Source organism: Nitrospira sp., from assembly GCA_029194535.1.
Lineage (GTDB): Bacteria > Nitrospirota > Nitrospiria > Nitrospirales > Nitrospiraceae > Nitrospira_C.
Window position 1 is genome coordinate 275,432 of the sequence record JARFXR010000001.1, and the last position, 21,467, is coordinate 296,898.

The following is a 21,467-nucleotide window of genomic DNA, read 5'->3' on the forward strand; positions in this document are numbered from 1 at the left end:
CGATGCCGAACCTGTGGGATGACTCGCTTCGCGGCGTGGTGCTACTCCAGCCGAAGAACCGCTGGACCGTTCGGCTCGCTTCGCGCGATCCGATGGCGAAGCCGGAAATCGATCCTCGCTATCTCAGCGAGATCGAGGATGTGGACACATCGATCGCGGGACTCCGTATCCCCCAGCACGTCGCGCAGGCCGACATCTTGAAACCATGGGCTGAGACGATATTCTCCGCCCCGAACGCGAGCGACGCGGAACTCGCCGCCTCAGTCCCCGGCGACATCGGCACGGTCCGGATGGGAGCGGGGGATGGTCCGGCTGCGGGTCAAGGGCATCGCTGCCCCGGGGGTCCGGATGATGAAGATTTGAGCGCTCGATCCGTCATCTTTCCTCACAATCAAACCTGCAAGGAAAAACGCCATGACCTTATCCGTCGCCGTTCTTGTCGGTAGCCTGCGCAAGGCATCGTTCAACCGCCAAATGGCCCACGTGCTCATCGGGCTTGCGCCGGAGGACTTGAAGCTTGAGATCGTCGAGATCGGTGATCTGCCGCTTTACAACGAGGATCTCGAACAAAAGACGCCGCCTGCCGCTTGGACCGCGTTCCGCAAGAAGGTGAAAACTTTCGATGCCGTCCTTTTCGTGACGCCGGAATACAACCGCTCGGTACCGGCAGCCCTCAAGAACGCGCTCGACGTCGGGTCCAGGCCGTATGGCAGGAGCGTGTGGAGCGGCAAGCCCGGTGCGATCGTCAGCGTCTCGCCCGGCCACATCGGCGGCTTTGGAGCCAACCATCATTTGCGCCAGTCTCTGGTCTTCCTCGACGTGCCGATCCTTCAGCAGCCGGAAGCCTACATTGGCAATGTCGCGGACCTGCTCGACGAGAGTGGAGAGCTGGCAAACGAGAACACGAAGAAGCTCCTCATCGCTTTCATGGCGACCTTCGGAAAGTGGATCGCCAGCAACCGGTCGAAAGCGTGAGGGAGGTAAGCAGCCGGAGGAGAGCGCAGCGACGTTGCCCCATGCGCGTGCTCGTGGACGCCAAGGTGCATGATGCCCTGGTGGAAAAGCTGGTGCCGCTGGTGCGGGCCCTGCCGTATGGAAACCCCGCCGACCCCAAGACCGTGGTGGGGCCGTTGGTGACCCGCAAGGCTGTGGACGGCGTGTTCGCGAAGATCGAGAGAGTCAAGGCCGCCCGCGCCCGCATGCTCGTCGGGGGACCGGCGCAGGGCCGTGTGGTGCCACCGCACCTGTTCGTCGATGTGGACCCAACGCACGCGCTGGCGCGCCAAGAGGTCTTCAGGCCGGTGCTGCCGGTCATGAGGTTCCGCACCGACGACGAGGCGATGGCCACCGACACGGAATACGGCATGGCCGGCGCGGTCTTCAGCCCTGACGTCGCGCGGGCTCAGCGTTTTGCGATGGGGCTGGATGCAGCCATGACGAACATCAACGACCAGACCAGGCAGACCGACATCTATGGCCCGTTCGGCGGCGAAAAGAATTCTGGCTTTGGCCGCGTCAACGGCGAGTGGATCATCGAGGAGTTCACGCGGCCGCATTGGGTAACGCAGCAGGACATCCGGCGTGCCCATCTCTTCTGATCCTGCCCATGCGCCGCCATCGAGTCCTCGGGAATCCCCACGATCAACCTCTGCTCGGTCGCGATCCCATCACCTTTGGCGATACGAGCCATGCGACCCAATTCGAGCAAGGCCTTGGTCCGTCACGGGTGCGGGAAACGACGGGCCGACGGGGACCAGGCCTCAAAGTCGGGCGGCACTCTGACGACATGCAGGAGAATCAGATCCACCTTCAAGATCGAGGAGAACCTGAGCGCATAGGCGAAGGCCCGTCGAGCTGGCTTCGAACAATCCGTGGCCAGTAGATCGGTCGTTCTCCGCTCGCTGGCCGGCCACGGCTACATTCACATCCCAACGAGGGAGGAACCCATCCTCTCCTGCAAGTGTCGGAGATGTTCGACGGCCTTGGCTTTTTGCTCCGGCGTCAGGCTCGCGTGAAACCCCTCCAACTTTGGCACGACCTGCGAGGCGACCTGGCGCTGCAACTCTTGTCTTCGCTCAAGTAACTCAAGCACTTTGGCCTGATCCAGACGATCCGCCTGAATCTGAGCAACGGCGTCATCAATCAGCGTCTGGCGTTCCTTGCCGACTTTGGCCCGCGCCGCCAGCATCTCCTGTTTCACAGCGTCCAGTTTGGCCCGCTGCTGTTCGTTGAGATCCAAATGTTTGGCGATCTTTCCCGTCACCCAGTCGGCTCGTTCCTCCGGGGTATGATGATGACGGAAGCAAGCCGACGTTCCAAGCAGGCCGACCAAGATCATTATGCCGACCGCGGCTCTGATTACATGCGTGTTCATAACCTTGCTCCTTTCTGTCCCGACTCAACCTCGTTGTCCTCTCGCCGTCACTGGACTTCCACCGTGATCGTATCGCTCGCGGCAAGATGGTCATGATCATGGGTTGCAGCTTGCACTTTGATTTCGTGGGTGCCCTTGCTCAATCCCCTGAATGTACCGGGAAACTTTTTCTGAGGCTCGCCGTCGAGATAGACGTGCCCATGCGCCGCCTTGGTCCCTTTGACGAGTTCATATTGCAGTTCAAACGTCTCTCCGACCTTGGCCCCATTTTTCGGCGATGTGATCCTGATCTTCGACCCGTCATCTTCATCGGCCAAGGCGGAACCCATCGAGATACCCAGGCTCAAAACAATGAGAGCAAGGCCCGTGAACAACACTCGTTTCATGATGACCTCCTTGTTGGAAACCTGTCCCTTCATGGTTCAGGCAGTTGGTGATTGAGTCCATCCGTTGCATCGCATCAGACATCGTCGTCCGACGCTACCAGATGAAACAGCAAAGACCGTTCCAGTTCTGTCCTCGACGGGTCTTCACCCATAAGTTCTTGTCGAATCGAGTCAATTGATTCGCGAGACCGAGGAGACTCGTCGCTGATGGAAGGGACTGACGAAGCGAAGCGACGAGATATCGTCAGATGACGAAGCGGATCGTCACTGCCTAGCCTGCATTATTCATGGAGGTTCATGACGAAACGGCGGAGACGCCAGGCGAGACGGGCGTGCGGAACCCAGGGGACTGACACCCTTCCGCGCGTCTGTCTGCCCGCCGCATGGCTTCGGCAGGCGGGCGCGTGGTGTCTGCCCCCGTTCCGAACTGAGACAGGCACCGTCGAGGACGACGGAGCCAGTCCCCGAACAGTTTGTCGACCGACCGAGGGGCGAGCCCGCCCGCCACACCAAGCTTCGCTTGAGCCGGCGCGTTCGATCAAATCGCGGCGGAGAGGCTTGTCGCAGCAGCGAATCCGCGATTGCAGCAGAAGCGGTCATGAATAATGCGGGATAGGGCGGGATGCGGTTGCCGGCGTTGCGCAGAATGACGAGATCGCCGGGGACCGTCTGGGTCAGCAGGGTGGGGCTCACCCGGCTGTCCGAGCAGGTCACAAACAGCGCGTCCAGCTCCTGTCCCTTGCTCAGGCGTTCGAACAGCTCCTTCTTTCGTCCAAAGACGCCGGACTAAAACCGGTGGATGCCGTCGACTAGTTTTTTCATTCGGCCCACTCCAGGTGATCTTCGACCGCCTTACGACGACCCCGCTTGCACCACACACGTCGGCCGCTCATCCTTCCAGGCCTCTTCCCACAGGCGAAAGCCGCCGACAAACGCATGGCGATTGTCGCCGAGGCGGGTTCGCTTCGGCAGCGCCCCCACTCTCTTCGCGTTGCCGCCGCCGAGCACCACGTAGTCCGGCTGGAACGCCTCCCGAAGCCCCGACACCACATCGAGCACGTACCGGCGCCATTTTTTCTTGCCCTGTCGCTTGAGGCCGCGCAGGCCGACGTAGTCCTCGTAGGTGCGGCCCTTGCGATACCGAAGATGCGCCAGCTCCATCGGTACCAGCACGCCGTCCGTGATCAAGGTCGAGCCCAGACCGGTGCCGAGACCGAGAAACAGCATGCGCCCGCCCTCGTAACTGCCGAGGGCCTGCATCGCCGCGTCATTGACCACTTTGACCGGCACGCCGAAGGCCCGGCGAAAACTGTACTTCACCCAGCCTCCGCCGAGATTTTTCGGTTCTGCGACCGGACGTCCGTCACGGACCGGTCCGGGATAGCCGATGGCGACCGCATCGTAGGTCCAGTCGGCCGTCGCCTGCTTGACCGCTTGAACCATGTTTCCCGCCGTCATGGCCGGGCCGGACGGAATCCTGCGAGGCGCCGCATGCCCGGTGGCAAGGACTTTTACATTGGTGCCTCCCACGTCGATCACCAGCACCTTTATCGGACTGCCGGATCTCCCTCCGTTTCCCTTCACACGCACAGGCCGACCCGCCTTGACCATCGGGTTCTCCGTCTTCAGCGTTACAGTCTGTTGCTTCCTTCGTTGAGCAGGTTACGGCTTCTGATCCAGGTTGTGCTTGAAGCCTGCCTTCTTATGCGAGCCGTCGCAGAAGGGCTTGCTCGCGGAATGGCCGCATCGGCACAGCCAGGTTTCATTTCCCTCGACCGCGATCTCCCGGCCACCCTCGGTCACGATCTTGAACGTTCCCTTCACGTAATAGGGTCCATCATTCTTGGGAGTGATAATGACGTCGCTCATATCGTCCTCCTTGGTTGGTTTCATCCGCGCTCGTATCCGACCGTAAACCGTCTCCAGCTATGCTTCGGCTGTTCCACCGTAACCTGTGGCACCGGCCATCTCAACGTTCATCGACAGGCCTCCTGACGTTCATTTTGAAGGAATCTCCATGTTCGATCCATTTCGATCTATACCTGTGGCGCACCCTCAGTTCGCTTGAATGGTGACGAACGGTGACGGGGCCTTCTGGTTGGCTTCGGCCAAGGTCAGCATGACGAGGAGGAATGAGAATAATCCCTTCGACGCAAGATCTCGATTCTCAATCCAATACCATCGGTCGTTGTAGTACACCTTGGCGAAGGCATCCAACGGCTTCGCTTCGCCGCTCACGATACGAATCAACGGCGGGAGAGTCTCCACCCCATCAGGCGGAGTGGGAAGATGGGGATACGCGCGCAGCTCCGTCTCGTGCTCCTGAGGAATCTCCACAAACGTCGCGAGTTCGTATAGGATCTGGAATCCCGAGCGGGTATGCAACGCGATGACATCATCCCGCCCCTGCGGGACCGGACCATAGAGGACCGAAAACTCCGTCTTCGCCGGGTCTAAACCCAGGAGGCGTTTCACGGTTTCACGCTCCTTCTGGATCTCCGGTGGCACCTTTTTGGTCGCAAAAAACATCGCCAGGCCTTCACCCTGCTTCTCTTTGTCCGGGCTGGCGTGCCATCCGACCGTACCGGACTCCTGGATCCGCCGAAGGGACCTGACCACCTGGACGAAGTCCGGATCCTCCAATCGCAATTGCGCCCCGCCTCTGCTGTTGGACAGCCCGTTCACGGTCTGCACGGCAGCCATGAACAGCAGATCGATCCGCCACCCCGCTTCGACCAACTCGAAGAGCCGGATCGGTGGAATGGGCGTCATCAAGGTCCGGATAAACTGAGAACCGGTCAGCGGCACGTAGGTGATGGTGGGCCGATCCGTGTATTGTCCCTGCACGCCGAGATTGAAGAAACTGCTGATGGACGATGTCGGGGCTCTCTCGAGGTTGGGGTAGATCGTGCCGCCGGCCTGCACCGTGCTGACCAACGAGTAGCTGCTGACGATCTGTCCGACATCGACGAAAATGGGCGTATCCCCGTAGCGCATCTTGACGATGTTGAGCAGCGTTTGCTGCTTCCAGGAATTCGCCATGGCCTGCGTGAAGTCGAACCGATCACGGTCGAGCGTCGCTGCGCCGAAGCTCATGCAGCCCTGCAGGATCAGACAGGCTGCTCCTGGAACCAAGATCCGTAACGTGTCAGCCCAGCGCGCGCGCGCGAAACACCCACTCATGATCGTTCCTCCGATCCATTCATCGTGCCGGCTCCTTCGTGTTTTCACATCTGGATCACAGATGCAGCGGCTTGATCGGCGACAGGACCGCCGCCGGATTGTTCTTCCACAGCGATTCGCCGGCATCGACATAGAGCTCGACTTCATTGCCGTCCGGATCGCGCAAATAGAGACTTTGGCTGACTGTATGGTCGCTCATGCCGTCGATGGCGACGCCGGCTTGTTCCAAGTCCTTTTTGGCGGCGCGCAATTCGTCGAGAGTGTCGCCGATCTTGATCCCGATGTGATAGAGTCCGCGCCTTCGGCCGGCCGGCGGCCCCGGCGCCTCACCGACTTGAATCAACAACAGTTCATGATGGGTGCGGCCCGAGGTCAGCGCGGCCGCCGCTCCATTGAAGATCCGCCCGACTTCCTCGAAGCCCAGCAGATCACGATAAAATGCCAACGCCCGTTCGAGATCCTTCACATAGAACACGACGTGACCGAGGTAGTGAGCTTTCATGTCGTGGCTCCTCGTTACCTGATCGGGATCAGCGCTCCGTTGATTTGGGCGGCTTCATCGGAGGCGAGAAACATCAAGGTCTGGGCGATAGATCCGGGCCTGACCCAGGTGGACGGATCGGCATCCGGCATGGCCTTCCTATTGCCGGACGTGTCGATCGTACCGGGCAACACTCCGTTGACCGTTACGCCCGACCCGGTCAGTTCGATTGAGAGGGTGCGAATCAGCGAGACGAGGCCCGACTTCGACACGATGTAGGCCGCCGCCCCGGGAAACGGCTCGACGGCCGCCCAGGCCGCCACATGCAGGAGACGTCCGGCTCGACGCTCCATCATGTGGGGCAGCACGGCTTTTGAGAGCAGAAAGGCCGGAGTCAGATTCATGGTCAACATCCGCTGCCAGAGGGACACATCGCTGTCCGTGAGGCGCCCCATCGCAAAGCCGCCGACCAGGTTGACCAGTACATCAAGACGGCCCGCTGTTCTGATCACCTCATCCACGAGGCGACGGACGGAGGGTTCATCGGTCACATCCGCCTCCATCGCGTTCCCGGCTGCAACCGCTGCCGGCGGCGGATGACGGTCTACCGTGATCACGCGGGCGCCGGATTGCGCGAAGGCCGGGGTGACCGTCTGACCCAGCGCGCCGGACCCTCCGGCGATCACCACGACTTTCCCCTTCAACGACATGGGTATGTTTCCCTTACTGTGCCGTCTCTAGCCTGTCGGCTCGCTGTCGAGCTGATGAGCCTTGCGCCCGCCGCGCACAAGCGGATGGTCCGGCACCTGTCCCTCGACCATGAGGCTCGCCATTGCCGCCGCCCGCGCGACCAGTTCCTGGGCCCCTTCCCGCAGCTCCCGACTGTTTTGGACTTCGATGACGTTCCGTTCCATATCTTCGGCGCTCCACCCCCTCGAATGGGCGATGAACGGAAACTGCGGAAACTGGCAGCCGACTTCGGCCCAGAACGTCATAAGTTGGCCGGCCACACCTTGGACATTGTCCTGCCCGCCCATTGTCCGTCCGGCATGAGTCGCTCCTAGGCAGAGGAGGTCGCGACGCTTCTTACGGTTTGGAGCCGGTGTCGTAGTAGAACCGCTCGTGCACGATCTTGCCGTTGTTCCACCTCGCCACGGACACCTGTTCCATATGGACCGGCTGGCCGTTGGTGGCGATGAAATCCATCGTGCCTTCATAGAACGTCACGTTGTCGCCCGCCGCGCTGGCCTTGACGGCGAACCCCTTCCATTCCTTCACTCCGTTCAGAAACTGCTTCTCCCGTTCGATGTTCGCCGCCAGACCTCTGGTCGGAGGGTTGGCGTTATCTTGCATCACCGCCTCCTTGTCGTAGAATTCGTTCATCGCTTCGATGATCTTGCCGTTACGGATATGATCAAGCAAGCCCTGGAGTCGTTGCTGAAGTTGGGTTGTGCTCATCGTTTCTTCTCCTTTCGCGTCGGTTTGGTAAACGTCAGGCCGGCTTTCTGCACCTCCTGGTAGGGGAGGAGCCAGACGAGCGACTCGTCGCTCAGATCGACCACTTGAATGCGATTGCCCCAAGGATCGCGGAAGTCGCACCGGAATCCCGGCGCCAACTTGAGCTTATATTTTCTGATCAGCTTATTGCGTACCTCCTTGATCTGCTCCTCATCGCGCACCATCAGCCCGAAATGTTTCGTGCGATCCGGCTGGAGTGTGTCGACCTCGAAGATCGCCATGAACTGATGCTCGCCGAGCTTGCACCAGGCGGCGCCTTCGCCCCCGCGCAGCATCGTGAGTCCGAACACGTCGGAGTAGAACCGCACGGCCTTTTTCGCATCCGTGACTTCGATGACCACATGATTGCACCCATAGACCTGCACCGCCATGGTTCACCTCCTACCTGCCGGACCCGCCTCGATCGTCGTCGGTTGCGCCTGGACTCGTTCGATCGCCGCGACAAACCGTTCGACCGGCTGCGCGCCCGAGACCGCGTATCTGCCGTTCAGCACGAAGTACGGGACGCCGCGAATTCCGAGTCGGTGGCCGACCGCTTCTTCGACCTTGACCTCCGCCACTCCCTCATCCGTTTGAAAGAGGTGTTCCACCTCGGCCCCCTCAAGTCCGGCACGCTGCGCCAATCGCACGAGCGTCGCACTCGATCCGATATCCTCCCCCTCTTCGAAATAACCCTTGAACAGCGACTCCACCACCGGGTCCTGACTGTCGTGTCGTGCGGCATGCCAGATCAATCGGTGCGCCAGCAACGTATTCGGTGTCCTGGCGATCTTATCAAACGCAAACGCCATTCGCTCCTCGCGCCCCGCCTCCGACACGTGCTCCTCCAACCGTTTGAAGGCATCCATGCTGCCGAACTTGGCTTCAAGGTAGGCCGTTCGCTCCATGCCTTCCTTCGGCATCGTGGGATTCAACTGGAACGGGCGCCAGGCGATCGAGGCCTTCACCGAACCCTGCAATCGCGCCAGCGCCCCTTCTAATCGGCGCTTCCCGACGTAGCACCAAGGGCAGACGACATCGGAATAGACGTCGATGGAAGCATTTTCAATCTGCTGATTCATGGCACCTTCTTTTTGATTTCTCAGGATGCTCAAAAAGTCCGTCCAGCAAGGCCGCAGCGGCCGAGGAGGCGAGGCGTACTTTATGCTCGTACGTTGAGCCTCCGCGGCACGCGAGAACGAAGCTGGCGGGCTTTTTCAGCATCCTGTTAGGACAAGTGCCCCATTCTCCCGGCGCGATAGTCATTCACGGCTTGCACGATCTCCGCTTGGGTATTCATAACGAACGGACCATAGCGCGCGATCGGTTCGTCGATCGGCTCTCCGCTGAGGATGAGCACGGTCGAATCCGCGTCGGCTTCGAGCGTCATGCGATCGCCTGAGCGCCCGAACAGGGCCAGTTCGACTTCTCCCGCCGATCGGGTTCCGTTGACCACGAGACGTCCGTGCAGCACGAACACCGACGTATTGAATCCCTCGGGCAGCGACAGTTCGATCCGATGTCCTGCGTTCAGTCGCAGATCATACAGGTGAACCGGGCTGAACGTCTTGGCCGGACCCTTCTGTCCCAGAAACTCCCCGGCGATGACGCGAAGGCGTCCGACGCCTCCGCCGAGCTCGACCGCGGGAATCGCATCGTTCACCAGCGTCTGATACCCAGGCTTCGTCATCTTGAACGCCTTCGGCAGATTCACCCAGAGTTGGATACCCTCCAACGTGCCTCCGCGCCTGGCGAACTCCTGTTCGTGCAGCTCTTCATGCACGATGCCGGACGCGGCCGTCATCCATTGCACATCGCCGGGGCCGATGACGCCCCCGCTTCCCGTCGAGTCGCGATGGGCGACCTTGCCCTGGTACATGATCGTCACCGTCTCGAATCCCCTATGCGGATGTTCGCCCACACCGAGCCGTCGATCGGTCGGCGGGAAATGTTCCGGCCCCATGTAGTCCAGGAGCAAGAACGGAGACAATTGCTCGTCCACTCCGGCTCCCGGAATCATGTTGCGCACCGGAAACCCGTCGCCGACCATATGCTGAGACCCTGCCTGATAGACGCCGATGAGTTCCTTCGTTCCGGCTGTTGCGATCGAGGCCTGCTTGTTCATCGTTGGCTCCTTTCACGCTTCTTCGCGGAGAGCTGCGCCGACCGTTCCGTTCACCATCGCTTTTCCTCCAGATCATGCACATTAAACCAAACATACACCGGACGGCAGACTCATCTCGCTGAGCTTGATGTCGCGCATTCGGTTGTTCCATTTCAACACGCCGCCAGGATTTGTCACCTTCGAGTGCCGGTTGATCCATCCTGCCAGATCGTCATTCGTCGCCCCCATGGCTCCACATCCCTGAATTGCTCGGGTGCGATGCCGGTGAACGCAAACCACTCGCCGGCCGGCGAACAGAGCCAGGAGTTGTATCCGCCACATAGCGTGAGGGTCACACCTTGTCCGCGATGAGGGTGTCCAGAGCCCAGCGGCCTCCTCCGGTCACCAGCAGCGCGAGCCCGATGCCGATTGCCAGAAGATGATACTCGTAGCCTTCACCCTGTTGATTGCCGAACCAGTTCATGAAGAATCCATGCGGTAAATGGCTTGTCACGATCGCTCCCAACATGATGACGCTCAGGCTCGCGGCTGTAAAGCGGGTGAGGAGGCCCGCCAATAATCCGAGGCTGCCGAAGAATTCACCGATGATGACGAGGAAGCCGATGATCCACGGCAAATGCATCGTCTCCGTAAAGAATCCCATCGTCCCCGAGAACCCGGACCCGCCGAACCAGCCCAGCAGCTTCTGCGCGCCGTGAGGGAACATGACCAGTCCCAAAGTCAGCCGGAGAATCAGACCGGTCCACTCTTCGTTGGTTTGAAAGCACGTCTTCATCTTCACACCTCCTCATCATCAGATAGTGCCCCGAGTGAGTCGGAGCCGAACCGCCTCTTCCGGCATGGCTCTTCATGTACACAGCAAGGTAGTCCTAATTAGAACTAAGTCAAGGGGGAAATTTCTATCCTGCGCGATGCGACCTTTTTCTTAGAAAGGTCAGGACCTTGAAGCGGAGGAGACACTACGAATGGGTTGCCAGGCTCAATCAAACGACTTATGATGCCCCTCCCCCCGAAAACGCCGCGAATGCAGTAGTTAAGGACACCAGGCCACCATAGCAATCATGTCTGCGGAACGGAATGAAGTCGCAACTGAGTGTTTCAACCGGAGCATCAAGCTACCTTTTGGCCTTCGATTGAAAGATTTCGAGATGGCCATGCAGGATGTCTATGATTTCTTTTATGACGTGAATTGCGGCCTGATCGATCGCGGTCTCCAGCGTCTCGACGACATGCTCCGGCCTGCGATCATATCCGGTGTTTTGTCGGACATGCTCACGGCAAGTTTGGCAAAACATTCCAGGAGCCTGACCGTTAACCTCTATCACAACGGTCACCCTGATCTCGTTGTGAGCGGGGTACATCCTGACAATAAGGTTAAAGCGGGGACCGACGGCGTCGAGATCAAGACCACTCGGAAGGCCGGCGGTGCTGTCGACACCCATGGCGCACGGGATCAGTGGATGTGCGTTTTTGTCTATCAGATCGATAATTCAACTGAGCCGGCGAAGGACAGGGTGCCAATGTCGGTGACTGAGATCTATCTCGGAAAAGTTACCAAGACCGACTTTCGCAAGAATCAGCGGGGAGAACTCGGCACTCGCACAGCCACTCTGCACAAGGGCGGTATTGAGAAGTTGAGGAAGAGTTGGGTCTACAAGCTCAGGAGATGATTCTCTCCATTTTTGAAAGCAGCTAGTCTTGGGAGGGCCTTTCTTCCCATCTCAAAGTAGTGTGGATCCTTTTCAATCCCGCTACTTTCATATCCCATCGCTTCAGCTGCAGCAAGAGTTGACGCTGCTCCACAAAATGGATCGAGTACCACTCCCTCTCCGAGTGGTAGAACACCTCGGACTAAGGTACGGAGGAACTGCTGAGGCTTCAAGCTCGGATGCGGCGCCAACTCCCGTTCTGACTTATGAGTGGGCGCCGAAGGGATCACGTCTCCGAACGGTTTATCCGAAGAAGGCCTTCGAAAGCCTCCCGTTCCCCATTTACGAAGATTATCCTGTACCCTTCCCTCCAGCGGCTTACGGAAGAGCAACCATGGTTCCCACATCGATCGGGGCATCACGCTGATATCAGGAAACTCCTCGTGAGCCGCCTTCGGTCTGTCTCCCCCTCTCATGGTCATTACGAGGCGAACGATCTCTCCACGCCTTTCTAGGCCTGCTTTCGCGAGAGCGCCTGAGACCAGGTAAGACAACAGGGGATTTGTAGCCACGACGACGTTCGCCCCCGGAACCAGGACGGGGATGAGCACCTTTGCCCATTCGAGAAAAAACAATTCAAGGGCGCGCAGATCTTGAGGTGAGAGCACCGTGAACCTGGGAAGAGGGGCGCGCTGGACTCCGTCAAATGAAGGAGGGATTCGCCATACCCCTCCCTTACCTTTCCGTAATTTCTCTTGCTGATCCGAGGTGTATTCGAATAAGCCGTACGGAGGGTCTGTGACGACAGCATGAACGGTTTTGTGTCTCTGTTCCTGCAACCAGTTCAAACAATCGGCCTGAAACACTTGCGCTTTGCGGTACGAGAAGCTGGGCCAATATTGGGGATTGGATTCGGTTACCTTGTTGGCCTGTATTCTCGCAGTCGTCTTTAGCCCATACTGACCCCTTCCCGTCCGCACAAAGGTCGACGGAGTGTTGAGCCTGAGGTAGGAGCGAACGCTGGATCGTGCCGCGATTCCGATCAGATCACTAACATGCTGCTCTATCGTTTTGAGGGAAGCGCCACTCGGCCTTGCGCGTAGTACGGAAAGAATTGCGTCCCGTACCTCACCAGGCCGTCGCTTGTGCTGGGTCGGCGACTTGTACACGGGTCGGAGAGTAAGACGTCTAGACGTCTTTGTCAATCTTGATGGTGCGGATCGCTCAATTTGAGGATGGTACTGCGTTTGACTTGTGGAACCCCACGGCTTGACAGCCGTGGTCCCTCTGGTGTCTTCGGCGGAGCCCGCCGAAGCATGTCCTCCTTCGCCAAGGCCTCGGAGGATACCCATTGCGCATTCCTCCACGGTTTAGCAGCCGTGGCTTCCTGCGCAGGCGGATGGAGGTACGGCTGCATGATGAATTCCGGATGAAAAAGAGCATGAAGAAATGCGACGGAGAATCACTGATCACTCTGGACGGACGCCGACCGCTCACTGCGCGGAGAGACCGGTGTCGGAAGAGCGAGAAGACGGAGCAATTACAGGTCGAAATGCCCCGCCGCTTCCGGTTGATAGAGGATTTCCTCGATTTTCACCTGTTTGTTGCCCGAAGGCACGCGCCACTCGATCGTATCTCCCACTCGGTACCCCAGCAAAGCAGTGCCGATGGGGGCCAACACGGAGATCTTGTCCTGCTCGATGTTCGCGTCGCTGGGAAACACCACGGTGCAGACCCGTTCCTCTCCGCTATAGAGATCGACAAACCTGACGCGTGAATTCATCGTCACCACATCCTTGGGAATCGCTTTCGAGTCAACGATGTGAGCCCGATCCAATTCCCTCTCCAAGCTACGGAGATACTCGGCATCCTTTCCCTTGAAGGTAATGCCCACTCCGACGAGTTCTCTGAGTCGCTTGAGATCGAAGTCCGTCATATAGATCGCCCGCTCCATGACTCAATCCCTCCTTGTGGTTGCCGCCTATGTCGCCGTACATGCCATGCAGAGGGCTCACAGTCCGAGCGCCCCTTGTACTTGCATCCACACTACCCGATCCTCATCACGAAATGGAACCCGACAACCGTCCATTAGAGCTTCTTCACGCTCGCTTCACGCTCCGTTCATGTTCGGTCGGTACACTCGTCCCGGCAAGACAAGCCGTTTCAACGGCGGGCTGCGACATCCGCCTGTGGCAAGTGAACAGATCCCACCGAGCGGTTCCAAGGGCAGAGGGATTCTCACGAAAGGAGGAACGTCATGATGACTGTCGCTACGACCGCGGCCCTGCTGTACGGGGGAATCTTCATCCTCTGTTTGGTTGGAGTCTTGACAAGAGGGATGGTGGCCGGGTGATGATTTCTCGACGAGCTTTGTGCTGCCGTTGTATCGGAAGCGATAGGAATTGCTACCTGCAGCACACGAATCGCCCTTAGGCGCAGTTGTTCCCGGGAACGCCGAGATCTCTTCGACGGATACGCATCGGAGTGACCGGCCACTCGCGCGGTGTCATAATAGCGCCGCCGTGGGGATCCGCTCGGCCGACGTCGGATCGCCGGTCCGACCGGGTCGATTCGGTCATGAGCGGGAAATGGGAGAGCCTATGCGACTGTTGCTGGTTGAAGATGATTTGGACCTCGCGCAGTTCATCCGCAAAGGGCTGAAGGAGGAGCAGTATGCGGTGGACTTCGCCGCCGATGGCGAAGCAGGGTTGGCGTTGGCCTTGGGTAACCCTTACGATCTGTTGATCCTCGACATCATGTTGCCCAAGCTCGACGGGCTTGCTCTGTGTCGACGTCTACGCACTGTCGGGAACATGACTCCAGTGCTGCTCCTTACGGCGCGTAACACCGTAGAGGATAAGGTCTCCGGTTTCGATACCGGAGCGGACCAATTTCTGACCAAACCGTTCGCGTTTGCCGAATTGCTGGCTCGGATCCGGGCGTTGCTGCGTCGGGGAGGGCCGCAACAGCTGGTCCATCTGACGGCAGCAGACCTGGAGTTGGATCCGGCGTCCCATCGCGTCTGGCGGGCGGGAAAAGAAATCACGCTGACGAATAAAGAATATGCGCTGCTCGAATTTCTCCTCCGCAACAAGAATCGAGTGCTGACACGAACGGCGATCATCGAACACGTGTGGGACATCAGTTACGACCCGATGACGAACATTGTCGATGCCCACATTCGGGCCCTGCGCGCCAAAATGGACCGGGATTGTTCGCCTCAGCTGATCGCGACGGTGCGCGGTGCGGGGTACATGCTGCAGGAGCCGGAACCGGTCGCATGAAGTCTCTCCAAGGGTTGATCCGTCGGTCTGCCCTCGTCCTGATGGCGGGGCTCCTCCTTATCTTTTCCGTCCTGATGTACGCCGGAGGCGACGCCCTGGTGCGCCGCTTCGTGGACGGCAGGCTGCTGGGGTTGGCGGAGACGCTAGCCAAGATCGTTGAGCAGCACCCCGACCTCATCGAGAGATCCGGTGAGGACTTTGCGCTTGCCGCGGGGGTGAAGCGGAACGAGAAACAACAGCACGAGCTGCAGGAAGTCACCCATTCTCTTCGGATCTTCTCGCCGGAAGGTCGCCTACTCTGGAAGGGATCCGATGCGGTGGCGCAGCCGCCGATCAATGAGAAGGTCTTCGAACGAATTCGCCTCGGAAACACCGTGTTTGAAACCGTTGAGTCGGCCGATGACGCCCCCGTTCGACAGCTGTTCTTGCCCGTTCCCCGTCACGGTGAGGCGCGGTACGTGTTGCAGGCTGAAGCATCCCTGCTGCTGTACCGAGAGACACTCAAGGGGCTTGCGCTCCTCCTGACCTTTGGAACGGGAACCATCCTTTTCGTCGCCTGGGTGGCCAGCGGATGGCTGGCCAAAAAAGTGCTGACCCCGATCGAGGTGGTGAGTACCGGCGCCGAAACGATGTCTGAAGCCGACCTGGGAAAACGATTGACTCTCGATTCACCGTATCAGGAATTTCGTCGGCTTACCCAGGCATTCAACTCCGTGATGGACCGGTTTCAGCGGAGCGTTGATAGTCAACGCCGATTTATCGACCATGCCGCTCACGAAATGCAGACGCCTTTGACCGTCTTGCAGGGCAACCTGGAGGTCGCGCTCCTCAAAGCCAGGACCTCGGAAGAATATCGCGACGCGCTTATCAACAATCTTGAGCAAGTGGGACGTCTGATCTCGCTGACGCGTTCCCTGTTGACGCTCGCGAAGTTCACCGCCGACAAGCCTCCCGTTCACCTCGCGCCGCTCGCCTTGGAGCCATTGATCCGCGATCTCGTGGCCGAATTGACCATTCTTTTCGACGAGCGCCGAATCACCTTGTCGTGTGAATCCCAATCGGTCCCACCTGTCCTGGGCGATGCACAGTGGGTCAAACAAGCGTTGATCAATCTCCTCGACAACGCCCTTCGCTACACCCCGCCCGGCGGAGCCGTGACTGTCCGCTTGCAGGCGATCGGGGAAGGGGTCGCTGTGATTGTCGAGGATACGGGCCACGGGATCGAGCCGGAACATCTGCCTCATCTCTTCGAGCGATTTTATCGGACCGACTGGGCACGGTCGAAGGATTCCGGTGGCACCGGACTCGGACTTCCGATCGTCAAGGAAATCGCGGAAGCCCACGGCGGCGCGATTTCGGTGATGAGCCATGTCGACAAGGGCTCGGTCTTTACCCTGCGGTTTCCTGTTCACACTCCTCGGACGATTCCTGCCTAGCCGGCCGGCGCTCCGCATCTTCCCCCACTTTCATTTTCGTCTTGTCTCTGAGGCGTCGGTTCAGATCGCCGGGTGCGGCTTTGCGTCCGCGGACGTGCATGCCCAAGACGGTTCGGGAAGATGAAGAATTCTTCATGATCCGTTCATGGATCGATCATGTGACCGAGCTATTGTGACACCGGCAGGTGAAGGAAACTCTTTCCAGCAGGACGCTGGTTGAAAAGCTACAGGAGGACGGAATGCAGCACGGAAATGGACGAGAGAATTTGTGGTCGATCGTATTGGCAGGCGGTGACGGAGTGCGGACCAAGGAATTCATCCGGCGTTGGTTCGGCTACGAGAGGCCGAAGCAATACTGCACTTTCGTCGGTTCTCGCTCGATGTTCCAGCACACCCTCGACCGAGCGGCCAAATTGACCCCCTGGGAGCGCGTGGTCGTCGTGGCGGCCCGACACCATCAACATGAAGTCTGGGCCCAGCTCGATGGCAGACCGGCCGGCATGGTGCTGTTACAGCCTAAGAACGTGGACACGGCGGCCGGCATATTTCTGCCCCTCACTTTCATCTTGGCGCGTGATCCGTGGGCGACCGTGGTGATCTATCCATCGGATCATTTCGTCCATCCGGAGGATTCGTTTGTGGCTGCAGTCGAGCAGGCGGTGCGGGGAAGCGCCGGTCTTGACGGCCGACCCGTCTTACTCGGGGTCAAACCGGACAGCCTGGAATTGGAGTATGGCTGGATCAAGCCGGGACGCTTTCTGGGATGGACAGGGAAGGCGCCCGTCCATGCGGTGGAGACGTTCCTTGAGAAACCAGACGAGGCCGCTGCCATCGAAGCCGAGGCCGCCGGCAGTCTGTGGAATACGATGGTACTGGCAGCCGAAGGAAGAACACTCTGGAGCTTGGGATGGACGTGCTTTCCCGAGATGATGCCGCTCTTCGAACGGCTGAAAGAAGCCATCGACACGGCTGAGGAACTGAGGGTCCTTGACGAAATCTATACGATCATGCCGCCCCGGAACTTCTCCTCGCACCTGCTCGAATGCGCGCCGGAACGGCCCGCGGTCATGGAAATGACGAGGGTCCTCTGGAGTGACTGGGGGAAGCCCGAGCGAATCCTGTCGGGTCTCGAAAAGATCGGGAAACGGCCGGCGACGGCGGAGGTCGCGCTCCCATTCGTCTATGTAGGGTGATGAACGGTTCAGCCGCGTGCATCTCTATAGCGTGCGTACCGAGCGGTATCGCACAGACATGACAGGATGATCCAGAACGCGCTCGTCTACCCGAGTCCGCTTGAGACATTCAGATACGCTGCATTCTTAAGAGGATTACGTAGAGCGCGATGGGTCTCGGTGACAGGTTGGATTTCATCGGTATGACTTTTGCGGGACAGAAATTCCGTCACGCGATAGAGACTCGAGTCTATCTCAAAATTGTTGGAGCAGCATGGTGAGGGATGCGAGCTGCACAAAAGCGAGAAAGTTATCGGCGGCGTTGGTTTCCACGCAGGTCGCGGTCGTCTTGGGTCTTCAGTTTCTCTGTGGATTCGTGCGACGCGATCACCACATTTGAGATTAGAGTCTAGGGGGATTGCTAGTTGCTCTGTTGTTCGAACAAGACGATTGGTAGCGGTCAAGTGATGTTGTTTTCTCACTAGGAGCCACCACAGTGAACCTCAAGGGGCTGGTTCATCGAGAACTCGGCGAGGGACTGACGGAAAAAGAGCTGGCCTCGGCCGTGGCGGTGTCCGAGCGGACGATCGAGAATATTCTGGCCGGCAGGCTGCCGCATGACCGTACCACCTGGGAAAAATTCGCGCGGTACTTTCGGATGGATGTGGATTTCCTGCGGACCGGAGAGTCGACCCATGCGAGAACAACGGTGGAACTCCCGGGGAGTACCCATCATTCCGCGGCGGGTGAAATCCGGAAGTTTCCCCTGCTCCAGTGGCAGCACCTGGGCCAGATCGTCACGGGCCAAACCCTTCCTGAGGCCGCCCACGCCGAAGCTCTGATCGAGGCGACGGACGTGACGGGGATACGCACCGTCGCCGCGAAAGTCCCGGACGACTCGATGGAGCCCCTGTTCAGCGAAGGAGAAATGATTTTTGTGAATCCCGACCTCGAATGGAACCCGGGCGACTATGTCATTGCCCAGAGTGGGGACGGACACTCGGACGCCCTGTTCCTTCGACAGATCAAACGCATCGGCAGTCACTGCATGCTCCATCCGCTGAACCGGAAATACGACGATCTTCCGGTCACGACCCGAGACGCCGTGTGGGGAAAGGTCGTCAGGCTGCGCAAGAATCTCTGAAACCTTTTGAATATCTTCATGAGCATGGAGAACGATGACATGATCCTCTACAACCAAGCGGCCGGTCCGGAAAGGGAAGTATGATGAAACGTAACGGTTGGTGGCGATTTGTGATTGTCCTTGCGTGGTGGCTCGGCGCCGGCTCCCCCGTCGGCGCAGCGCCTGATTTGGAGTCGACTCATCCGCAGTTGGTGCCCGGCGATCGGGTGCTGCTCGGCACAGTCCTGGAAATCAGAAGTGACCAGGCACGAGTCGACACCGGAGAGCTCGAGCCGCGGTTCATCCCCATGGGGGTCAGGAAGGCCAAGGGGCTGCCGGATCTTAAGGCAGGCGATCGGATCGAACTCACCGTCAATGATCAAAACCTGTTGGTCGATGTGCATAAAGTCGGTGAGTCCTCCCATCACCGTGTGATTCACGGTCAGCTCGCCGGGCCCATGGAAACCGGACACGACAAGGCGGTGATTCGTACAACGAATGGGAAAGAGGAATCTCACCTGGTGAGGCCGGTCGCTCGAAGCAAGGTCGCCTCCGTTCCCGTGGGCGTGGACGCCGTCTTTCTCATCGACGAACTGGACAAGGTCGTGGATGTGACCTACGGCAGCAAAGAGGCGGTTCATCACGCGGCGGAACTTTGGCAAAAGAAGACTCCCTTGAAGGGCAACCTGAGCCGCATTGTCGGCGTGATCGTAAAGCCCTTGAAAGACGATACCGTCGTTATTCGCACCGAGGACGGCAAGGAGCGCTCCTATCCGGTACGTCCGCTCATTCAGCAACGACTGACCGCGGTATCCAAAGGTGATTCCGTGGTGCTTCTCGTTGACGATGAACAGAAAGTGACGGATGTCGCGTTCACGCCAAGAAATTAAGAAGGAGGCGGTATGAAAACCCCCATCGCGCTGTTCGTGTTTACACTGATCGGCAGTATCGGGATCGCAACCCTTCTATACGCAGCGAGTTCCAAGATTGTCGAAGGAGACGTGCTGAAGATCGAGGGAGACTATTATACGGTGCACGATACGGCCGGCCACGAAGTCCGCTTGCATGTCGACAAGACCACGCACTTGGAGGGCGGCACCTTCAAGGTGGGGGACAAGGTCGAGACCCACGTGACGGATAAGGGGCACGCGCGTTCCATCATCCATCTAACCGCCGCCGGTACGATGGCCACGTCTGGTTCGAGGATCGTCGAAGGAGATGTGCTGAAGATCGAGGGAGACTATTATACGGTGCACGATACGGCCGGTCACGAAGTCCGCTTGCATGTCGACAAGACCACGCACCTGGAAGGCGCTTTCAAGGTGGGGAACAAGGTCGAGGCTTATGTGACGGATAAGGGCCACGTGCGGTTCCTATACCACATCAAGCATCTCGAGCCGGCGAAATAGGGTGCCAGGTTCCCAGGTTCCATGGGGCGCGCTCACGATTGCTGGGTTCCAGCACGCGACTCGATTCTCAAGCGGCGAAGGGACCCACACCATGGCGTGAGAGCGCGAAGCGAGCACCGCCGACTGTGCGCAGTAGTGGTCAAACCATAGATGACCGTCGACGACTGTCGAAGATAGCTTGCGCGGTTTGCGATAAGAGGTGCCTCACCAACGCAGAATATCCTCCTGCCTGCGCAGGAGGTGCACTGCACGCTGACGCGTGCACGTCACAGGGAGATTGATCATGAACGGAGATTCGCCTATTCTGAACGTTTCCCTCACTGCTGTCATGAGTGTGTGCCTTTCCGGTTCCGTCGTCCTAGCAAGCGAGCGGTCACTGAGTACTGGTCCGATCACGCACCTGATTGCTGAGCAAGCCCAAAGCGACGAACAGGTCAAGTACAAGGTCGAGGAGCGTCTCCGAACGGATGGCCGCATAGATTGGGAGGTCCTCGACGTCGAAGTGCACGAAGGACAGGCGACGCTCTACGGCGAAGTCTTGACGGAGGACCAGAAGGGACTGGCCAGCCTAATCGCAAGTACTGTTCCCGGGGTGAAAAAGTTGAATAACCGCATCATCGTCGATAAGCCGATCTCGACAGACTATCGCCTCCGGAAGGCGGTATGGAGCACCTTGCGAGGCGTGGATGCGCTGCGAGAACAGACGCACACGTTGCGGGTCCGTGTGGACCATACGGTGGCCACGCTGTCCGGCTCGGTTGAGCAGCCGCTCCAGGAAGAGGCGGCGGTGAAGGCTGCCCAATCAGTTCAGGGAGTCAGCAAGGTGGTGAATGCGATCAAGGTGCAACCGAGGTCCTAGCAGACCGAACGCGAAACATAATACCTTCGTTACCATTTCGGTGGACTTCTAGTGAGCGGACGCGACCCGGAAAAGGGTCGAAACGGAACATTCCACCTCACACATCGCACGGGTTGGCTCCTGCACCCGGGCCTCCTCGGGGCGAGAGCCGGCGCCTGTGTGGCCTGTCTTCAATGAGGCGGTCGCAGACCCGTTCGCGCCGCCGATGCCTCCGAACGTGACGCTGGACCAAGTCAACAAGCTAGCGGTGTCCCTCGCACGGAGTGAATCGAACCGGGAGCAGATCCTGCTTACGGCCCTCGCAGATATGGTTCATGAATTTTTCTAAGGGTCCGACGCATTCCGCGGCTGCCGTGTGGCGCGTGCCGCTTGGCCAGACACCGGCCTACCTCGATCCATCCAGGCAAGAGGCGCTGCTCTTCTCTCTCGGGCAGTCAGCGGAAGAGCACGCGGTCGGGAAGTTGGGTTGAAGGACGTGGTCCGGGCCGG

General features: G+C 59.1%; 27 protein-coding genes. 12 read left to right on the forward strand and 15 right to left on the reverse strand.

Annotated features, from left to right (window positions below; translation table 11 throughout):
* Positions 1-2: 2 nt before the first annotated feature.
* The 3 genes from P0111_01250 to P0111_01260 are packed head-to-tail and all read left to right on the forward strand — an operon-like array spanning position 3 to position 1,598.
* Positions 3-446: a GMC oxidoreductase gene (locus P0111_01250; GenBank protein ID MDF0642628.1), complete on the forward strand. Its 444-nt coding sequence runs from the start codon at positions 3-5 to the stop codon at positions 444-446.
* 28 nt (positions 447-474) lie between these two features.
* Positions 475-975, forward strand: coding sequence for an NAD(P)H-dependent oxidoreductase (locus P0111_01255; GenBank protein ID MDF0642629.1), 501 nt, complete (start codon positions 475-477; stop codon positions 973-975).
* Between the two features lie 41 nt (positions 976-1,016).
* Positions 1,017-1,598, forward strand: a complete 582-nt coding sequence (locus P0111_01260) for an aldehyde dehydrogenase family protein (protein MDF0642630.1) — start codon at positions 1,017-1,019, stop codon at positions 1,596-1,598.
* 323 nt (positions 1,599-1,921) lie between these two features.
* Here P0111_01260 and P0111_01265 read toward each other — a convergent pair whose 3' ends face one another.
* From P0111_01265 to P0111_01330, 14 genes are all read right to left on the reverse strand, one after another.
* On the reverse strand, positions 1,922-2,374 hold the full coding sequence (locus P0111_01265) for a Spy/CpxP family protein refolding chaperone (GenBank protein MDF0642631.1): 453 nt from the start codon (positions 2,372-2,374) through the stop codon (positions 1,922-1,924).
* Positions 2,375-2,421: 47 nt separating this feature from the next.
* Positions 2,422-2,760, reverse strand: coding sequence for a hypothetical protein (locus P0111_01270; GenBank protein ID MDF0642632.1), 339 nt, complete (start codon positions 2,758-2,760; stop codon positions 2,422-2,424).
* 852 nt (positions 2,761-3,612) lie between these two features.
* Positions 3,613-4,371: an ROK family protein gene (locus P0111_01275; GenBank protein MDF0642633.1), complete on the reverse strand. Its 759-nt coding sequence runs from the start codon at positions 4,369-4,371 to the stop codon at positions 3,613-3,615.
* Positions 4,372-4,422: 51 nt separating this feature from the next.
* Positions 4,423-4,629, reverse strand: a complete 207-nt coding sequence (locus P0111_01280; GenBank protein ID MDF0642634.1) for a CDGSH iron-sulfur domain-containing protein — start codon at positions 4,627-4,629, stop codon at positions 4,423-4,425.
* Between the two features lie 186 nt (positions 4,630-4,815).
* On the reverse strand, positions 4,816-5,943 hold the full coding sequence (locus P0111_01285; GenBank protein ID MDF0642635.1) for a hypothetical protein: 1,128 nt from the start codon (positions 5,941-5,943) through the stop codon (positions 4,816-4,818).
* A 55-nt stretch (positions 5,944-5,998) separates the two neighbouring features.
* Positions 5,999-6,445, reverse strand: a complete 447-nt coding sequence (locus tag P0111_01290) for a VOC family protein (GenBank protein ID MDF0642636.1) — start codon at positions 6,443-6,445, stop codon at positions 5,999-6,001.
* Between the two features lie 14 nt (positions 6,446-6,459).
* A complete protein-coding gene (locus tag P0111_01295) occupies positions 6,460-7,134 on the reverse strand; it encodes an SDR family NAD(P)-dependent oxidoreductase (protein ID MDF0642637.1) in 675 nt (224 codons plus the stop codon).
* Positions 7,135-7,161: 27 nt separating this feature from the next.
* A complete protein-coding gene (locus P0111_01300; GenBank protein ID MDF0642638.1) occupies positions 7,162-7,461 on the reverse strand; it encodes a hypothetical protein in 300 nt (99 codons plus the stop codon).
* A gap of 49 nt (positions 7,462-7,510) precedes the next feature.
* Positions 7,511-7,882, reverse strand: coding sequence for an ester cyclase (locus P0111_01305; protein ID MDF0642639.1), 372 nt, complete (start codon positions 7,880-7,882; stop codon positions 7,511-7,513).
* The gene (locus tag P0111_01310) at positions 7,879-8,313 is read right to left on the reverse strand and encodes a VOC family protein (GenBank protein MDF0642640.1); all 435 of its coding nucleotides are present in this window, start codon (positions 8,311-8,313) and stop codon (positions 7,879-7,881) included. The genes P0111_01305 and P0111_01310 overlap by 4 nt, the downstream gene beginning before the upstream one ends.
* Before the next feature lie 3 nt (positions 8,314-8,316).
* On the reverse strand, positions 8,317-9,003 hold the full coding sequence (locus tag P0111_01315) for a DsbA family oxidoreductase (GenBank protein MDF0642641.1): 687 nt from the start codon (positions 9,001-9,003) through the stop codon (positions 8,317-8,319).
* Positions 9,004-9,149: 146 nt separating this feature from the next.
* Positions 9,150-10,046 (reverse strand): pirin family protein, encoded by an 897-nt coding sequence (locus tag P0111_01320; GenBank protein MDF0642642.1) that lies wholly within the window; start codon positions 10,044-10,046, stop codon positions 9,150-9,152.
* A gap of 81 nt (positions 10,047-10,127) precedes the next feature.
* Positions 10,128-10,274, reverse strand: a complete 147-nt coding sequence (locus tag P0111_01325) for a hypothetical protein (protein MDF0642643.1) — start codon at positions 10,272-10,274, stop codon at positions 10,128-10,130.
* 103 nt (positions 10,275-10,377) lie between these two features.
* Positions 10,378-10,821 carry a DoxX family protein gene (locus P0111_01330; protein MDF0642644.1) on the reverse strand — a complete coding sequence of 148 codons (444 nt, stop codon included), beginning with the start codon at positions 10,819-10,821 and terminating at the stop codon, positions 10,378-10,380.
* Positions 10,822-11,107: 286 nt separating this feature from the next.
* Between P0111_01330 and P0111_01335 the strand changes: the two genes are divergently transcribed.
* Complete coding sequence (locus P0111_01335) at positions 11,108-11,716, forward strand: hypothetical protein (protein MDF0642645.1); 609 nt, start codon at positions 11,108-11,110, stop codon at positions 11,714-11,716.
* A 1,519-nt stretch (positions 11,717-13,235) separates the two neighbouring features.
* Here P0111_01335 and rnk read toward each other — a convergent pair.
* On the reverse strand, positions 13,236-13,649 hold the full coding sequence (gene rnk, locus P0111_01340; protein ID MDF0642646.1) for a nucleoside diphosphate kinase regulator: 414 nt from the start codon (positions 13,647-13,649) through the stop codon (positions 13,236-13,238).
* 634 nt (positions 13,650-14,283) lie between these two features.
* Here rnk and P0111_01345 point away from each other — a divergent pair.
* The 8 genes from P0111_01345 (at position 14,284) to P0111_01380 (ending at position 21,448) form a co-directional block, all read left to right on the forward strand.
* Positions 14,284-14,979, forward strand: coding sequence for a response regulator transcription factor (locus P0111_01345; GenBank protein ID MDF0642647.1), 696 nt, complete (start codon positions 14,284-14,286; stop codon positions 14,977-14,979).
* A complete protein-coding gene (locus tag P0111_01350; protein ID MDF0642648.1) occupies positions 14,976-16,415 on the forward strand; it encodes an ATP-binding protein in 1,440 nt (479 codons plus the stop codon). The genes P0111_01345 and P0111_01350 overlap by 4 nt, the downstream gene beginning before the upstream one ends.
* Positions 16,416-16,654: 239 nt before the next feature.
* Entirely contained in the window at positions 16,655-17,608 is a 954-nt protein-coding gene (locus P0111_01355; protein MDF0642649.1) for a sugar phosphate nucleotidyltransferase, read from the forward strand.
* A gap of 475 nt (positions 17,609-18,083) precedes the next feature.
* The gene (locus P0111_01360) at positions 18,084-18,731 is read left to right on the forward strand and encodes a LexA family transcriptional regulator (GenBank protein ID MDF0642650.1); all 648 of its coding nucleotides are present in this window, start codon (positions 18,084-18,086) and stop codon (positions 18,729-18,731) included.
* 80 nt (positions 18,732-18,811) lie between these two features.
* On the forward strand, positions 18,812-19,600 hold the full coding sequence (locus P0111_01365; protein ID MDF0642651.1) for a hypothetical protein: 789 nt from the start codon (positions 18,812-18,814) through the stop codon (positions 19,598-19,600).
* A gap of 12 nt (positions 19,601-19,612) precedes the next feature.
* Positions 19,613-20,119: a hypothetical protein gene (locus tag P0111_01370; protein ID MDF0642652.1), complete on the forward strand. Its 507-nt coding sequence runs from the start codon at positions 19,613-19,615 to the stop codon at positions 20,117-20,119.
* A 283-nt stretch (positions 20,120-20,402) separates the two neighbouring features.
* Positions 20,403-20,978 (forward strand): BON domain-containing protein, encoded by a 576-nt coding sequence (locus P0111_01375; protein ID MDF0642653.1) that lies wholly within the window; start codon positions 20,403-20,405, stop codon positions 20,976-20,978.
* Positions 20,979-21,292: 314 nt separating this feature from the next.
* Complete coding sequence (locus P0111_01380; protein ID MDF0642654.1) at positions 21,293-21,448, forward strand: hypothetical protein; 156 nt, start codon at positions 21,293-21,295, stop codon at positions 21,446-21,448.
* Positions 21,449-21,467: the final 19 nt, after the last annotated feature.

What these genes read in the sequence shown, in the direction of transcription:
- P0111_01250 (MDF0642628.1), top strand. Translation starts at nt 3, where the DNA reads ATGCCGAACCTGTGGGATGACTCGCTTCGCGGCGTGGTGCTACTCCAG.
- P0111_01255 (MDF0642629.1), top strand. Translation starts at nt 475, where the DNA reads ATGGCCCACGTGCTCATCGGGCTTGCGCCGGAGGACTTGAAGCTTGAG.
- P0111_01260 (MDF0642630.1), top strand. Translation starts at nt 1,017, where the DNA reads ATGCGCGTGCTCGTGGACGCCAAGGTGCATGATGCCCTGGTGGAAAAG.
- P0111_01265 (MDF0642631.1), bottom strand. Translation starts at nt 2,374, where the DNA reads ATGAACACGCATGTAATCAGAGCCGCGGTCGGCATAATGATCTTGGTC.
- P0111_01270 (MDF0642632.1), bottom strand. Translation starts at nt 2,760, where the DNA reads ATGAAACGAGTGTTGTTCACGGGCCTTGCTCTCATTGTTTTGAGCCTG.
- P0111_01275 (MDF0642633.1), bottom strand. Translation starts at nt 4,371, where the DNA reads ATGGTCAAGGCGGGTCGGCCTGTGCGTGTGAAGGGAAACGGAGGGAGA.
- P0111_01280 (MDF0642634.1), bottom strand. Translation starts at nt 4,629, where the DNA reads ATGAGCGACGTCATTATCACTCCCAAGAATGATGGACCCTATTACGTG.
- P0111_01285 (MDF0642635.1), bottom strand. Translation starts at nt 5,943, where the DNA reads ATGAGTGGGTGTTTCGCGCGCGCGCGCTGGGCTGACACGTTACGGATC.
- P0111_01290 (MDF0642636.1), bottom strand. Translation starts at nt 6,445, where the DNA reads ATGAAAGCTCACTACCTCGGTCACGTCGTGTTCTATGTGAAGGATCTC.
- P0111_01295 (MDF0642637.1), bottom strand. Translation starts at nt 7,134, where the DNA reads ATGTCGTTGAAGGGGAAAGTCGTGGTGATCGCCGGAGGGTCCGGCGCG.
- P0111_01300 (MDF0642638.1), bottom strand. Translation starts at nt 7,461, where the DNA reads ATGGGCGGGCAGGACAATGTCCAAGGTGTGGCCGGCCAACTTATGACG.
- P0111_01305 (MDF0642639.1), bottom strand. Translation starts at nt 7,882, where the DNA reads ATGAGCACAACCCAACTTCAGCAACGACTCCAGGGCTTGCTTGATCAT.
- P0111_01310 (MDF0642640.1), bottom strand. Translation starts at nt 8,313, where the DNA reads ATGGCGGTGCAGGTCTATGGGTGCAATCATGTGGTCATCGAAGTCACG.
- P0111_01315 (MDF0642641.1), bottom strand. Translation starts at nt 9,003, where the DNA reads ATGAATCAGCAGATTGAAAATGCTTCCATCGACGTCTATTCCGATGTC.
- P0111_01320 (MDF0642642.1), bottom strand. Translation starts at nt 10,046, where the DNA reads ATGAACAAGCAGGCCTCGATCGCAACAGCCGGAACGAAGGAACTCATC.
- P0111_01325 (MDF0642643.1), bottom strand. Translation starts at nt 10,274, where the DNA reads ATGGGGGCGACGAATGACGATCTGGCAGGATGGATCAACCGGCACTCG.
- P0111_01330 (MDF0642644.1), bottom strand. Translation starts at nt 10,821, where the DNA reads ATGAAGACGTGCTTTCAAACCAACGAAGAGTGGACCGGTCTGATTCTC.
- P0111_01335 (MDF0642645.1), top strand. Translation starts at nt 11,108, where the DNA reads ATGTCTGCGGAACGGAATGAAGTCGCAACTGAGTGTTTCAACCGGAGC.
- rnk (MDF0642646.1), bottom strand. Translation starts at nt 13,649, where the DNA reads ATGGAGCGGGCGATCTATATGACGGACTTCGATCTCAAGCGACTCAGA.
- P0111_01345 (MDF0642647.1), top strand. Translation starts at nt 14,284, where the DNA reads ATGGGAGAGCCTATGCGACTGTTGCTGGTTGAAGATGATTTGGACCTC.
- P0111_01350 (MDF0642648.1), top strand. Translation starts at nt 14,976, where the DNA reads ATGAAGTCTCTCCAAGGGTTGATCCGTCGGTCTGCCCTCGTCCTGATG.
- P0111_01355 (MDF0642649.1), top strand. Translation starts at nt 16,655, where the DNA reads ATGCAGCACGGAAATGGACGAGAGAATTTGTGGTCGATCGTATTGGCA.
- P0111_01365 (MDF0642651.1), top strand. Translation starts at nt 18,812, where the DNA reads ATGATGAAACGTAACGGTTGGTGGCGATTTGTGATTGTCCTTGCGTGG.
- P0111_01370 (MDF0642652.1), top strand. Translation starts at nt 19,613, where the DNA reads ATGAAAACCCCCATCGCGCTGTTCGTGTTTACACTGATCGGCAGTATC.
- P0111_01375 (MDF0642653.1), top strand. Translation starts at nt 20,403, where the DNA reads ATGAACGGAGATTCGCCTATTCTGAACGTTTCCCTCACTGCTGTCATG.
- P0111_01380 (MDF0642654.1), top strand. Translation starts at nt 21,293, where the DNA reads ATGAATTTTTCTAAGGGTCCGACGCATTCCGCGGCTGCCGTGTGGCGC.